The sequence below is a fragment of the Dongia sp. genome (assembly GCF_041918875.1).
GTDB lineage: Bacteria > Pseudomonadota > Alphaproteobacteria > Dongiales > Dongiaceae > Dongia.
On record NZ_JAYRUV010000009.1, the window covers coordinates 1 to 14017 of the forward strand.

The 14017-nt window shown below is 64.2% G+C and carries 11 protein-coding genes; 7 read left to right on the forward strand and 4 right to left on the reverse strand.

The window, feature by feature from the left end; all coding sequences use genetic code 11:
* The first annotated feature begins 449 nt into the window (after window positions 1-449).
* Window positions 450-1910, forward strand: a complete 1461-nt coding sequence (gene hydA / locus ACE3TY_RS10795; protein ID WP_374653038.1) for a dihydropyrimidinase — start codon at window positions 450-452, stop codon at window positions 1908-1910.
* 116 nt (window positions 1911-2026) lie between these two features.
* Here the strand turns inward: hydA and ACE3TY_RS10800 are convergent, their stop codons facing one another.
* The 4 genes from ACE3TY_RS10800 to ACE3TY_RS10815 form a co-directional block, all read right to left on the reverse strand.
* Entirely contained in the window at window positions 2027-2503 is a 477-nt protein-coding gene (locus ACE3TY_RS10800) for an SRPBCC family protein (RefSeq protein ID WP_374653039.1), read from the reverse strand.
* A 199-nt stretch (window positions 2504-2702) separates the two neighbouring features.
* Window positions 2703-3380, reverse strand: a complete 678-nt coding sequence (locus ACE3TY_RS10805; RefSeq protein WP_374653040.1) for a TetR/AcrR family transcriptional regulator — start codon at window positions 3378-3380, stop codon at window positions 2703-2705.
* A 250-nt stretch (window positions 3381-3630) separates the two neighbouring features.
* On the reverse strand, window positions 3631-4815 hold the full coding sequence (locus ACE3TY_RS10810; RefSeq protein WP_374653041.1) for an AGE family epimerase/isomerase: 1185 nt from the start codon (window positions 4813-4815) through the stop codon (window positions 3631-3633).
* Between the two features lie 128 nt (window positions 4816-4943).
* Window positions 4944-5150 carry a DUF1127 domain-containing protein gene (locus tag ACE3TY_RS10815; protein ID WP_374653042.1) on the reverse strand — a complete coding sequence of 69 codons (207 nt, stop codon included), beginning with the start codon at window positions 5148-5150 and terminating at the stop codon, window positions 4944-4946.
* 262 nt (window positions 5151-5412) lie between these two features.
* Here ACE3TY_RS10815 and ACE3TY_RS10820 point away from each other — a divergent pair, with 262 nt between their 5' ends.
* From ACE3TY_RS10820 to ACE3TY_RS10845, 6 genes are all read left to right on the forward strand, one after another.
* Window positions 5413-6774, forward strand: coding sequence for an NAD(P)-dependent oxidoreductase (locus ACE3TY_RS10820; RefSeq protein ID WP_374653043.1), 1362 nt, complete (start codon window positions 5413-5415; stop codon window positions 6772-6774).
* 134 nt (window positions 6775-6908) lie between these two features.
* Window positions 6909-8201, forward strand: coding sequence for an NAD-dependent dihydropyrimidine dehydrogenase subunit PreA (gene preA, locus ACE3TY_RS10825; RefSeq protein ID WP_374653044.1), 1293 nt, complete (start codon window positions 6909-6911; stop codon window positions 8199-8201).
* Window positions 8202-8361: 160 nt separating this feature from the next.
* The gene (locus ACE3TY_RS10830) at window positions 8362-10059 is read left to right on the forward strand and encodes an ATP-binding protein (protein WP_374653045.1); all 1698 of its coding nucleotides are present in this window, start codon (window positions 8362-8364) and stop codon (window positions 10057-10059) included.
* Between the two features lie 371 nt (window positions 10060-10430).
* On the forward strand, window positions 10431-11432 hold the full coding sequence (locus ACE3TY_RS10835) for a BMP family protein (RefSeq protein WP_374653046.1): 1002 nt from the start codon (window positions 10431-10433) through the stop codon (window positions 11430-11432).
* Window positions 11432-12976: an ABC transporter ATP-binding protein gene (locus ACE3TY_RS10840; protein ID WP_374653047.1), complete on the forward strand. Its 1545-nt coding sequence runs from the start codon at window positions 11432-11434 to the stop codon at window positions 12974-12976. The genes ACE3TY_RS10835 and ACE3TY_RS10840 overlap by 1 nt, the downstream gene beginning before the upstream one ends.
* Complete coding sequence (locus ACE3TY_RS10845; protein WP_374653048.1) at window positions 12966-14015, forward strand: ABC transporter permease; 1050 nt, start codon at window positions 12966-12968, stop codon at window positions 14013-14015. The genes ACE3TY_RS10840 and ACE3TY_RS10845 overlap by 11 nt, the downstream gene beginning before the upstream one ends.
* Window positions 14016-14017 lie beyond the last annotated feature (2 nt).

Consider the following 14017-nt stretch of genomic DNA (forward strand, 5'->3'; position numbering starts at 1 on the left):
AACTGCAAACGCTCATCCATGACACAGGTCTCTTTCCAAGGCATCGGCAAGTCCCCCTTGCCGACCATGTTGACCTGTTACCCATCTCTCCGGTCCAAACTGTTACCTATCTCTCCGGTCTATACCCTGAAACCGGCCCCCCTCCCGGCCTCCCCCCTGAAGGTGGGAGGAGATTAGAGCGAGGTGGTTGCAACAGCTACCCCTCCCACCTTCAGGGGAGAGGTTGGCAGGGGCCGCAAGTGACGGGTGGAAGCATCACACCTTCCATACGCAACACTTTTCACACCGCCTGCTTTCCGCTACCATCCTTGACCGAATGATCAAAAAAGAACGCCGCGCGTTGCGAGGTTCCAGAGCCAGCAGCGAGGCGGTGCCGTAGCCACGAGCCTTTCGGCCTCGCCAGCTTCTGACGCGCCCGAAGGCTCAACCGAGCCAAGGGAGTGCGCGCCATGTCGTTGCTGATTCGTGGCGGGACCGTCGTCAATGCCGATGGCGAAACCCGCGCCGATGTCTATTGCGAGAACGGGAAGATCGTCGGCGTCGGGCCGAACCTCGAGGCGCCCTCGGGTGCCAAGGTGGTCGATGCCGGCGGCCAGTATGTGATGCCGGGCGGCATCGATCCCCACACGCACATGCAGCTTCCTTTCATGGGCACGGTGGCGTCGGAGGATTTCTTCACCGGCACGGCGGCGGGTCTCGCCGGCGGCACCACCATGATCATCGACTTCGTCATTCCCGCACCTCAGACCTCGCTCCTCTCCGCCTACGACCAGTGGCGCGAATGGGCCGAGAAATCCTGCGCCGATTATTCCTTCCATGTCGCCGTTACCTGGTGGTCCGACAAGGTCCGCGAGGAAATGGGCGTGCTGACGCGCGAGAAGGGCGTCAACTCCTTCAAGCATTTCATGGCCTATAAGAACGCCATCATGGTGCCGGACGAGAACCTGGTGCAGAGCTTCGCGCGCTGCCTGGAACTGGGTGCCATTCCCACCGTCCATGCCGAGAATGGCGAACTCGTCTATCACCTCCAGGCCGAGATCCTCAGAAAAGGCATCACCGGCCCCGAAGGCCATCCGCTCTCGCGCCCGCCCGAAGTCGAGGGCGAGGCCGCGAACCGCGCCATCCGCGTGGCGCAAGTCATCGGCAATCCGCTCTATATCGTCCACAATTCATGCCGCGAGGCGGTCGAGGCGATCACGCGCGCGCGCAGCGAGGGCCAGCGCGTCTATGGCGAGGTGCTGGCGGGTCACCTGCTGGTCGATGACAGCGTCTACCGCCACCCGGACTTCACCGTGGCGGCCGCCCATGTGATGAGCCCGCCCTTCCGCCCGAAGGAGAACCAGGAAGTGCTGTGGCGCGCCCTGCAATCGGGCAATCTCCACACCACGGCCACCGACCATTGCTGCTTCTGCGCCGATCAGAAGGCGGCCGGCCGCAACGATTTCACCAAGATCCCCAACGGCACCGGCGGGGTCGAGGATCGCATGTCGGTGCTGTGGCATCACGGCGTCGGCACCGGACGCCTGACGCGTTCCGAATTCGTGCGCGTCACCTCGGCGGCGGCCGCGCAGATCTTCAACATCTATCCCAGGAAGGGCTCGGTCAGCGTCGGCGCCGATGCCGACATCGTCGTCTGGGACCCGGCCGCCACGCGCACCATCTCGGCCAAGACCCATCACCAGAAGGTCGATTACAACATCTTCGAAGGGATGAGCGTCACCGGCAACGCCTCGGTCACGATCTCGCAGGGCAAGATCGTCTATGAAAAAGGCGAGCTCAAGGTGGAGAGGGGTGCCGGCCGCTACATCGACCGCCCGACCTTCCCGGCCGTCTTCGACGCCGTGAAAAAGATCAACGAAATCCGCGCCCCCAAGGCGGTGAAACGCGTGACCGACAAAGCGGCGGAGTAATTCCCCTCTCCCCGCCCGTCGGCGGCGGGGCGAGGGGCCTTGGCACCGGGCTCGAGCGATCCATCTCGCTAGAAAAACCCTCTCCCTTCAGGGGGAGGGTAGGGTGGGGGGCTCTCTCAACAGACCGTATAGAACGGTAACGCCCTCTTCACCGGAGCGGGCGCAACCGCCGGTCCGTTCCAGTTGGCGGCGAAGGCGAGGAAACGGCGGGTTTGCCGCGCAGCACCTTCGCGGTAATCCCGGGTCAAGGTCCGGTCCCAGAAGCGGGCGAGCGGCCCGCTGATCTCGACCGTGCTCCTGACCAAAGTGCCGTCCGGCGTCGGGATGAAACTATGCTCGGTGCGCATGCGTGCCAGCGGCAGGTAGGCCATGTCGGCAAAGCGATAGGGTTCCACCATGGTCTCGACGCGCAATTTCACCGCCTGCCGCCCGCGCGGCTTCAGCGCGAAGACGGCACCGCTTTCCGCCGGCCCGTCGAGGACGATCGCCTCGATGCCGTCATCCCATTGCGGCCAGCTCGCAATGTCGGCCAGCGCCTTGTAAAGCCGCTCCGGCGGCAGATCGGATGTGGTTTCATAGGAATGTCGGCGCATTGGATCCTCCTCGATATCTGGAGAAGGACCCTAGCGCGATGGAGTGTCAGATTCTGTCAGCAGCGAACATCCAGCCAGCCCTACCAGTCGATCGGCACGCCGCGCGCACGCCAGGCGCTGTCCTCGGAAGTCGCGGCCCCCCTCCCACCTTCAGGGGGGGAGGGTTGGGTGGGGGGCGCCATTGTTTCAGACTTCCGACTCAGGCTTCCGGTGTTTTGAGGCCGCAGCCTTTGAGGATGATCTGGGTGATCTGTTTGGCGGCCAGCTGGTAATCGGTTTCGATGAGTTCGCGCCGGCCGAGGACGGCGGCGATCTGGCTGGCGAAATCGGCGTAGGTCTGTGTGGTCGACCAGATCATGAAGAAGAGATGCTTGGGGTCGATCCGGTCGATCTTTCCTTGGCCGATCCATTCCTCGATGATCGCCGATTTGCGTTCGACCCAATCCTTGAGATCCTGGCGCATGAAACGATCGAAGCGGGGTGCCCCGTGCAGCACTTCGTTGGCGAAGACGCGCGATGCGATCGGCCGGTCGCGGGCGAGGTCGATCTTCTGCCCGATATAATGGGCGAGCGCCGTCGCGGGATCGGCTTCGGGCTGGATTTCTTGCGCGGTGTTGAGCCACAGCTCGATGATGTCGCGCAGTACGAACTGATAGAGATCGTTCTTGGTCTTGAAGTAATAATGGAGGTTGGCCTTGGGCAGGCCGGCACGCTTGGCGATGAGGCTGGTCGAGGCACCCTCGAAGCCCATCTCGGCGAAAACCTCCTCGGCCGCTTTCCGGATGCTGGCCTCGATCCGCGCGCGGGAACGGGCGCGCACACCTATGCCGCCATCCTCGTTTTCCGCATTGGCCGTTTCGTCCGGCGCCCCGGTCATCCGATTTCCCCCAGATTGAACCCCCAGGACGCCAGTAAAACCGGATCGGCCACCGCTCACAACCGGATTGTTTGACCCGGCGGACAAGGGATCGGTCAGGATTTTGGAGAAGCCGAGGAGTGTCAGGGAGATAGAGACTGAAACCGGCCCCCCTCCCAACCTCCCCCCTGAAGGTGGGAGGGGTTTTCTCTCTTCTCCTTCCACCTTCAGGGGGGAGGTCGGGAGGGGGGCGCAAGTGACGGCTACCACCTCAGATGACCCCCAGCACCTCGTAGCAGGCGCCCATCGTGTGGTAGTCGACTTTGCCGGCGGGGCTTTTTTCGTCGCTCATTTTCCGATTGTCGGCGGTGAGGATGCGATACCAGGCGCCGTGTTCGTGGTCGACGAAGTGCCGCCAGCTATAATCCCAGATGCGGTCGTACCAGTCCCAATAGCGCGCATCCCCGGTGCGGGCGGCAAGGCAGGCGGCGGCGGCGAGGCTTTCGGCCTGGACCCAGAAATATTTATCGGCATCGCAGATCTCGTCCTCGGGCCCGAAGCCGTAATGGATGCCGCCATGGGTGCGGTCCCAGGCCTTGGCGAGGGCCGTGTCGAACAATTCCTTGGCGCGGGGGGCGAGCCAATCCAGCTTGCGATGGCGTTCGAGGATGAGGAGGAGCTTCGCCCATTCGGTGAGATGGCCCGGCTGATAACCCCAGGGCCGGAAGATGTTGGTCTTGTCGTGCTTGTTATAGTCCCAATCGACCGACCAATCGGCATGGTAATGCTCCCACATCGCGCCGCCCGCCAAGGCGGATTGGCGCCGCGTGATGTTGTGGGCCAAAGCTTCCGCGCGGTCGAGATAGCGCGTGTCGCGCGTCGCCTCGAAGGCCGCCAGCATCGCCTCGCAGGCGTGCATGTTGGCGTTCTGGCCACGATAGGGATGGGTGTACGACCAATCGGGCGATGCTTCGTCGGCATAGAGGCCGTGAATGGGTTCGAAGAAGCGGTGCTCCATCAGATCGAATGTTTCAGCGAGGTGCGGCCGCGCCGACTCCTCGCCGGCCATGAGGGCATGGGCATAAGCGAGGAGGACGAAGGCCAGGCCATAGCAATGATTGGTGCCGTCGAGCAGCGTCTTTGTGCCGTTCTCCCATTCGAGGGTCCAGGCATAGCCGCCGGTTGCCGGGTCGCGATGCGCGTCGCGCAGGAAGTTGAGCGCATGCCGGAGGCCGCCCGCATATCTGTCATGACCGAAATGCCGGCAGGCCATCGCGTAATTGAAGACGAGGCGCGTGCTGCTCACCAGATGCCGCGTGGTGGCGTCGTAGACCGAGCCGTCATCCTTGAGGAAATGATAGAAGCCGCCGCTGGGATCGAGGCTGCGCGGATGATAGAATTCCATGGTCCTCGATATGTGATCCAGCAGGAACTGGCGGTCGCGGAAATTCGGCACGGGGAAAAACCTCTAGATGGAAACGCCGGCGGCGACGCGCGACCATGTGCGAATACTGGGATGTTCCCGTCGGCGGCGTCAATCGGGGAGAATAGACGGAATGCAGTTTGGTAATCTGGCTAAGCAGGTTACTGGAACCGCCCGCGATCGACCACGTGATCGATCTCGGTACGGCTGATGCCGATATCGCGCAACTGGTGGTCGGAGAGATGCGACAGGGCCGTGACGGCACGGCGGCGTTCGATGGCGCGGCTGATGCGCGCAACGACGGCGCCGAGCAGGGAGAGCGTGCGGGCGGCGCGGCGGCGTTGGGCGATGAGATAAGTCGTTGGCATGGGGGCCTCCGTTCAAAGCGTGATGGAACGGAGATAGGCGCTTTGGCAAAAGCGTGCTGTGAGGCCATTCACATTCCGGTCGAATCAATAAATCTTTCCAATCGGTCAAGAATAATTGACCATGTGGACGGAATGTGTTTCCATGGCTCGCTACAGGTAGCCAGATCGCCACCGACATCGAATATCGCGCCCCATGTTCAAACGGAGGCGCCGGGGCGGTCCGGCATTGAGTGTCTTTTGACGTCAACCGGGAGGACCGCCGATGAGCGCGTATGCCGCACCCGATATCCGTTCAGGCCGCTTGGGCGCTGCGGATCTGGCTGCGAATTTCGAGGATGTGAAGCCGCCGCTCGACCATAAGCGCGCGCTGGTCGAAAGCAGCCGCTGCTTCTATTGCTTCGACGCGCCCTGCATCGAGGCCTGCCCCACCAGCATCGACATACCGAGCTTCATCCGCTCGATCGCGGTCAGCGACCCGATCGGCGCCGCCGAGACGATCCTGGAAGCCAATATCATGGGCGGCATGTGCAGCCGCGTCTGCCCGGTGGAAATCCTCTGCGAGGATTCCTGCGTGCGCAACAATTCGGAAGACAAGCCCGTGCAGATCGGCGCGCTGCAGCGTTACGCGACGGATGCGCTGGTGGCGGCGGGGAAGCAGCCCTTCACGCGCGCCGCATCGTCGGGCAAGAAGGTGGCGGTGGTGGGCGGCGGGCCGGCCGGGCTTTCGGCGGCGCACCGCCTGGCGCGCCTTGGCCACGATGTCACGGTCTTCGAGGCGCGCGCGAAACTGGGCGGCCTCAACGAATACGGCATCGCCGCCTATAAGACGGTGCACGATTTCGCGCAGACGGAAGTGGCGTTCATCCTGGCGCTGGGCGGCATCCACGTGGAAACCGGCAAGGCCCTGGGGCGCGACATCACGCTGGAGGCATTGCGGAAGGATTACGATGCCGTGTTCCTGGCGATGGGACTTGGCGGCGTCAATGCGCTGGGGGCGGAAGGCGAGGATATGACGGGCGTCGAGGACGCCGTCGCCTATATCGCGAAACTCAGGCAGGCCAGGGACAAGGGTGCGCTGCCGGTGGGGCGCAAAGTGGTCGTCATCGGCGGCGGCAATACGGCGATCGATATCGCCATCCAGTCGAAGCGCCTGGGCGCCGAGGACGTGACCCTGGTCTATCGCCGCGGCCCCGACAATATGAGCGCCACCCGGCACGAACAGGAATTCGCGCAGGTGAACGGTGTCAGGATCAAGCATTGGGCGCGGCCCGTGAAGCTTCATGGCCATAATGGCGCCGTGCGCGAGATCGAGTTCGAATACACGCAGCTCGATGCGGCGGGCAAGCTGATGGGAACGGGCGAGACGTTCAGCATCCTCTGCGATACGGTCTTCAAGGCGATCGGGCAGACATTCGTCAAGGATCCGGTCAACGGCAAGGCGAAGGATGTGCTCGACCTCGCCGGCTCGAAGATCGCGGTCAATGAGGATTTCGCGACCTCGATCAAGGGCGTCTTCGCCGGCGGCGATTGCGTGACGAGCGGCACCGACCTCACCGTGCAGAGTGTCGCCGACGGCCGCGATGCGGCGATGGCGATCGATGCGTATTTGCGCGGTGAATCCTGATTTGTCATCCCCCGCGAAGGCGGGGGATCCACGAGTTGCTTTCCTCAGTTGCCGGCAAACTCGTGGATGGCCCGCCCTCGCGGGCCACGACAAGGAGAGGAAAACAGTAGCGGCATCTCCCCAAGGAGGGACACATGGCTGACTTGCGTTCCAATTTCATCGGCATCAGATCGCCCAATCCGTTCTGGCTGGCTTCCGCCCCGCCGACGGATAAGGAATATAATGTGGTGCGCGCGTTCCAGGCCGGGTGGGGCGGGGTGGTGTGGAAGACTTTGGGCGAGGACCCGCCCGTGGTGAATGTGAGCTCGCGCTACGGCGCCATGCATCTGGGGCCCGACCGCATGGTCGGCTTCAACAATATCGAGCTCATCTCCGACCGGCCGCTGGATGTCAACCTGCAGGAGATCAAGCGGGTGAAGCGCGACTGGAAGGACCGCGCCATGATCGTCTCGCTGATGGTGCCCTGCGAGGAGGATGCGTGGAAGCGTATCCTGAAACGCGTCGAGGAAACGGAAGCCGACGGGATCGAACTCAATTTCGGCTGCCCGCACGGCATGTCGGAACGCGGCATGGGGGCGGCCGTGGGCCAGGTCCCCGAATATGTCGAGATGGTGGCGCGCTGGTGCAAGCAGAACACCAGGATGCCGGTCATCGTCAAGCTGACGCCCAACGTCACCGATGTCAGGAAGCCGGCGCAGGCGGCGAAGAAGGGTGGGGCGGATGCGGTCTCGCTCATCAACACCATCAATTCGATCTGCTCGGTCGATCTCGATGCCATGGCACCGACGCCCGTGGTCGACGGCAAGGGCACCCATGGCGGCTATTGCGGGCCGGCGGTGAAGCCGATCGCGCTCAACATGGTGGCGGAAATCGCGCGCGACCCGGCAACGCATGGGCTGCCGATCTCGGCCATCGGCGGCATCGGCACCTGGCGGGACGCGGCGGAGTTCATCTCCATGTCGGCCGGCAATGTGCAGGTCTGCACGGCGGCCATGCATTACGGTTTCCGCATCGTCGAGGAGATGGCGTCAGGCCTCGGCCATTGGATGGACGAGAAGGGCTATCGGACGATCGAGGATTTCCGGGGCAAGGCCGTGCCCAACGTCACCGACTGGCAGCAGCTCAACATCAATTTCAAGACCATCGCCGAGATCGACCAGGAGAAGTGCGTCCAATGCGGCCTCTGCCACATCGCCTGCGAGGACACTTCGCATCAGGCGATCGCCGCCAAGCGCGTGCCTGATGGAAAGGGTGGGGGGAAGCGCCGCTATGAGGTGATCGCGGAGGAATGCGTGGGCTGCAACCTCTGCTACCACGCCTGCCCGGTGCCGAACGTCATCGCCATGGTGCCGCAGAATACCGGCAAGCCCTATCTCAACTGGACCCAGGATCCGAGGAACCCGATGCGCAAGAAGGCGGCGGAGTAGGGCGCAGCCTATTGTCGCGGCGGCAAGAGTTTTTCCGGATGTTCACACCAAATTAAGGAAGATGAGGGAAAAATCCCCATCGTAACGTCCGGTCCCATCTCCCAGGGCAGCGCTGGGATATGGGGTGCCGCGCGGCGGAGCAGTGGGCAGCAAGTCGATCATGTCGGTTTCGGGTGAAGCGGTCGGGGTGAAAGGGATCGTGCATCGATTCGATGCCGCCCGCCTGTCGCTACCGGCCCTGGGCGATTGGTTGCGCGCGGATGGCGGCATGCTGCCGCGTCTCGGCGGCAATCTGGCGGCGGCGGCGCTCTATTTCCTGCTGGGCCTTGCCGTCGGCCAGTATTTTTCCGCCTACGGCCTGTTCCCGGCGCCGATCTGGCTGCCATCGAGTGTCGCCGTGGTCGCTGCCATGCTGGGCGGCTGGCGCTTCTTTCCCGGCCTCTTCCTCGGCTCCTTCCTCATCAATTACGGCTATTTCGGCTCCGGCCTGACCGTGGCCGGGCTCATTTCGCTCACCAATGCGCTGGGCCCGATCCTTGCCACGCAGCTGATGCGGCGCTGGCGCAAGCAGCCGTCGCTCTTCAGCAGTTTTACCGGCGTCGTCGCCTTCATCCTGTGCGCCGTGGTCCTGCATCCGGCGATCACCGCGACCGGCGGCACGCTGGCGCTCAACATCGCGGGGCCATGGGAACAAACGGCACTGGTCAAGACCTGGGTCGGCTGGTGGCTGTGCGACAGCGGCGGCACGCTCAGTTTCGCGCCCTGCCTGCTGCTGTGGCTGGGCGGGGACAAATCGCCGGAGGAACCCACCCGCAAGCTGACGCGCCAGGACCGCATCGTCTGGGCCGGCGTCGCCATCATCGTCATCGGCCTGTTCGCGGCACCCCCGGCGCCGATAGCACTCTTCGCCACGCTTCCCTTCCTGCTGGTGGTGCCGCTGTCCTGGATCGCGCTCAACACGTCGCTGCGCGCCGCCTATACGCTGGTCTCGCTGGCCAGCGTCATCGCCATGGCGGGGACGGCGGCCGGTGTCGGCCCGTTCCATGCCCCGGCCACGATCAACCCGCTGCAGCTCGCGGGCGAGCTCATCGTGCTGTTCACCATGTCGGTGCTGACCATCGTGGCCCTCTTTCGCGAGCGCCGCGCGGCCGAGGCCGCCAACCGGGGCAAGAGCATGCTGCTGGCTACCGCCAGCCATGACCTCAGAACGCCCTTGAACGCCATCATCGGCTTTGCCGACCTGCTGCGCACGCCGACGCGCCAGGTGCTGAGCCTGGAAAAGGTGCGCGACTATGCCAACGACATCCATGCCAGCGGCTCGCTGCTCCTCGGCATGATCGACGAGATCCTGGACCATGCCAAGATCGAGGCCGGCAAGCGCGAGATCGAACCTCGCCTCATCGACGCGCCGGCCATCGCCGCCGCGTGCCTCGATCTGCTGGCCAGCCGCGCCGGGGCCAAGAACCTCAAGCTCAGCGTCAAGGCGCAAGGGGCGTCCTTGCTGCACGCCGACGAACTGGCGCTGCGGCAGATCCTGCTCAACCTCCTCACCAACGCGGTGAAGTTCACCGAGGCCGGCGGCTCGGTCGAGATCCGCCTCAGCCTGCAGCCGGATGGCGGCGGCACGATCGAGGTCGCCGATACCGGCGTCGGCATGAGCGAGGCGGAACTGGAACAGGTGCTCCTCCCCTTCGAACAGGCCGGCTCCAAGGGCCAGCGCCAGGGCGGCACGGGATTGGGCCTTGCCATCGTGCTGCGCCTGGTCGAGATGCATGGCGGGCGCTTTTCGATCAGCAGCGCGCCGGCACAGGGCACCACGGTACGAATCAGCTTTCCCCCGGCCCCCAAGGCGGCGTGAGACCTGTCACTTGTGTTCTTTCACGTCTAAATCTGTCATGGCCCGCGAAGGCGGGCCATCCACGCGGTTGCGGGCAAGCGTTCGGGGATCGGCCAGAAACTCGTAGATCCCCCGCCTTCGCGGGGGATGACAAATGAGAAGCCAGGCCAATGCTGCCTTGGCGTTTGTGGGAAAATTATTGCCGGTCTCTCCGGTTTGTGAAACTATCGTGACTGCGAGTTTGATAGGCGGGCCTCAGTCCGGTGGGACCGTGCGCATCCGCACTTGCACCCGACCTTATTGCGGCCACCATACCCCCTGGCCGTCGGGTGGGCTCGTACAGCAGGGGTTACAAGACATAAACGCGACATAAATTGTAGCAGGAGAAGGCTATGATCCGGGTATCTCGACGTGCGTTTCTGCATGCATCGGCTGCCATCTCGGCCGTCACTTTTCTGCCGCGCGCGGTCCGCGCGGCCGATGCGATCAAGGTGGCGGCGATCTATACCGTGCCCATCGAGCAGCAATGGGTGAGCCGCATCCACAAGGCGGCGAATGCCGCCAAGGAGCGGGGCGATATCGACTATGTGTTTTCGGAAAAGGTCGCCAATACCGACTATGAGCGCGTCATGCGCGAATATGCCGAAGCCGGCCACCAGCTGATCGTCGGCGAGGCCTTCGCGGTCGAGGATGCCGCGCGGGCCGTGGCGAAGGACTATCCGGGCACCGCCTTCCTGATCGGGTCATCGTTCAAGCCGGATGCCGCCCTGCCCAATTTCGCGACTTTCGACAATTACATCCAGGATGCCTCGTACCTCACCGGCATGATCGCCGGGGCGATGACCAAGAGTGGCAATATCGGCATGGTCGGCGGCTATCCGATTCCGGAAGTCAACCGGCTGATGAACGCCTTCATGGCTGGCGTGCGCGAGGTGAAGCCGGATACCAAGTTCCAGGTGGCCTTCATCGGTTCCTGGTTCGATCCCCCCAAGGCCAAGGAGACGGCCTTGGCGCAGATCGATGCCGGGGCCGACCTGCTTTACGCCGAACGCTTCGGCGTGTCGGATGCGGCCAAGGAAAAGGGTGTGCTGGCGGTCGGCAACGTGATCGACACGCAAGCCGATTATCCGGAGACGGTGGTGGCGTCCGCCTTGTGGCATTTCGAGCCGACGCTGGATAAGGCCATCGCCAAGGTGAAGGATAAGAGCTTCACGGCGGAAGATTACGGGGCACTTTCCTTCATGAAGGAAGGCGGCTGCAGCCTTGCCCCCCTGGGCACGTTCGAGGCCAAGGTGCCGGCGGATATCGTCGCCAAGGCGAAGGAGAAGGAGGCCGCGATCAGATCCGGCGCCTTCCAGGTCGCCATCGACGATAACGAGCCGAAATCGAGCTGATGAGCGGCATCGCGAACGGCCGGCCGGGGGAGATCGTCCTCCGGCTGGCCGGCATTTCCAAGAGCTTCGGATCCCTCAAGGCGAATGACGATATCGGCTTCGAGCTCCGGCGCGGGGAAGTGCTGGCCCTGCTCGGCGAAAACGGCGCCGGCAAGACGACCCTGATGAACATCCTCTTCGGCCATTACGTGGCCGATGCGGGCACGATCGAGGTGTTCGGGACCAGCCTGCCGCCGGGCAGCCCGCGCGCGGCGCTGGATGCCGGCATCGGCATGGTGCATCAGCATTTCACCCTGGCCGACAATCTCAGCGTGCTCGACAATATCGTGCTGGGCACCGAAAGCCTCTCGGCGTGGCGTTCCGACAAGGCGGCGGCCAAGGCGCGGGTCGCGCAATTGGCGGCGGATTTCGGCCTTGCCATCGACGCAGAGGCGCGCGTGAGCGATCTGTCGGTTGGCGAGCGGCAGCGCGTCGAGATATTGAAAGCGCTCTATCGCAACGCAAGCATCCTCATCCTCGACGAACCGACGGCGGTGCTGACGCCGCAGGAAAGCGAGAACCTGTTCGCGACGCTGGAAAAACTGGTGGCGCGGGGGCTTGCCATCATCTTCATCAGCCACAAGCTCAATGAAGTGCTGGCGGTGAGCGACCGGGTGCTGGTGCTGCGCCAGGGAAAACTGGTGGCGGGGCGCGCGACCGAAGGAGCGACGCGCGGGGAGCTTGCCGAGATGATGGTGGGGCGCGCGGTTCCGGCGCCGAAAGTGGAACCGCAGCCGACGGGCGCGCGGCTGCTGGAACTCAAAGGCGTCACCGTGATGGGCGCCCATGGCCGCGCCGAACTCGACGGCGTCGATCTCAGCCTCGATGAAGGCGAGATTCTGGGTCTTGCCGGCGTCAGTGGCAATGGGCAGGCGGTGCTGGCCGATCTGCTCTGCGGGCTGGCCGCATGGCATGCCGGCATTTTCACCCTGTTCGGCGAGCAGGTCATCGCCGCCGACGCGGCGGCGATGGTGCGCCGGGGCCTCGGGCGCATACCCGAGGACCGGCATGCGGTGGGCCTCATCGGCGATATGACGATTGCCGAGAACATGATCGCGGAACGCTATCGCGAAGCACCTTTCTCGAAGCATCATCTCATCGACTGGCCGGCGGCGCGGAAGTTCGCGGCCGATATCATCGCCGGGTTCGACGTGCGCTGCCCGGGCCCGCAGGCGATTGCACGGCTGCTTTCCGGCGGCAACATGCAGAAGCTGATCCTGGGGCGCGAGATGGCGGGCGACCCCAGGCTGATCCTCGCCGCGCAGCCGACGCGCGGGCTCGATATCGGTGCCGTCGGCTATGTGCATGAACAATTGCTGAGCGCGCGCAAACGCGGCGCCGGCATCCTGCTCATTTCCGAGGATCTCGACGAATTGCTGACCTTGAGCGACCGCATCGCCGTGATCTATCGCGGCAGCGTGTCGGCACCGCTGCCGCGCGCCGAATTCTCGGTGCAGCAGATCGGCCTGATGATGGCCGGCCATGGATTCTCCCATGCGGCTTGAACCGCGCCTGGAGACATCCTGGACGATCTGGCTCGCGGCACCTTTGGCGGCGGTCGGCGTCAGCCTCGCCTTCGCGTCGCTGCTGGTGCTGTGGAGCGGGGCGGACCCGTTCGGCGTGTTCGGCCTGGTGATCAAGGGGGCCGTGGGCACCCAGTTCGCGCTCTTCGAGACGCTGACGCGGGCGACGCCGCTCATCTTCACCGGATTGGCGGCGGCGGTGGCCTTCCGCGCGCGCCTGTGGAATATCGGGGCCGAGGCGCAGCTTTATGGCGGCGCCATCATGGCGGCGGTGCTGGGAACCGGCCTGCTGCCGCTGCCCGGCCCCATCCTCATCCCCTTGCTGCTGATCGCGGGCGCCTTGGCCGGCGCGTTGCTGTTGCTGGGACCGACCTTGATGAAGTCGCGCTTCGGCGTTGACGAGGTCGTCACCACCTTGCTGTTGAATTTCATCATCCTGCTGCTGGTCTCCTTCCTGCTCGAAGGACCGTTGAAGGACCCGATGGGCATGGGCTGGCCGCAATCGAGGAAGGTGATCGAGGCGGCGCAACTCCCCAAGCTCATCCAGGGGAAGCGCCTGCATCTGGGATTCCTCATCGCCATCGCCATGGCGGCCTTTGTCTGGTTCGTCAACACGCGCACGATCCATGGCTATGAGATGCGCGCGGTCGGGTTCAATGCACGCGCGGCGCGCTTTGCCGGCATGAAGGTGGACCTCGTCATGGTCAAGGTGGCGCTGCTGTCGGGCGGGCTCGCGGCCATGGCCGGCGTCTCGGAAGTGATCGGCCTCAAGGGCAATCTCACGCTCGATCTCAGTCCCGGCTTCGGCTATGCCGGCATCGTGGTCGCCATGCTGGCGATGCTGCATCCGCTGGGCGTCGTCGCGGCGTCCATCTTCGTGGCGGCCATGTTCGTCGGCGCCGACGCGATGAGCCGGCAGGCGGGCGTCCCCAGCTATATCGCGCAGGTGATGGTGGCGACCGCCTTGCTCACCATGGTGGTCGCCATGCTGTTCACCCGCTTCCGCGTGAAGTGGAGGTGAGG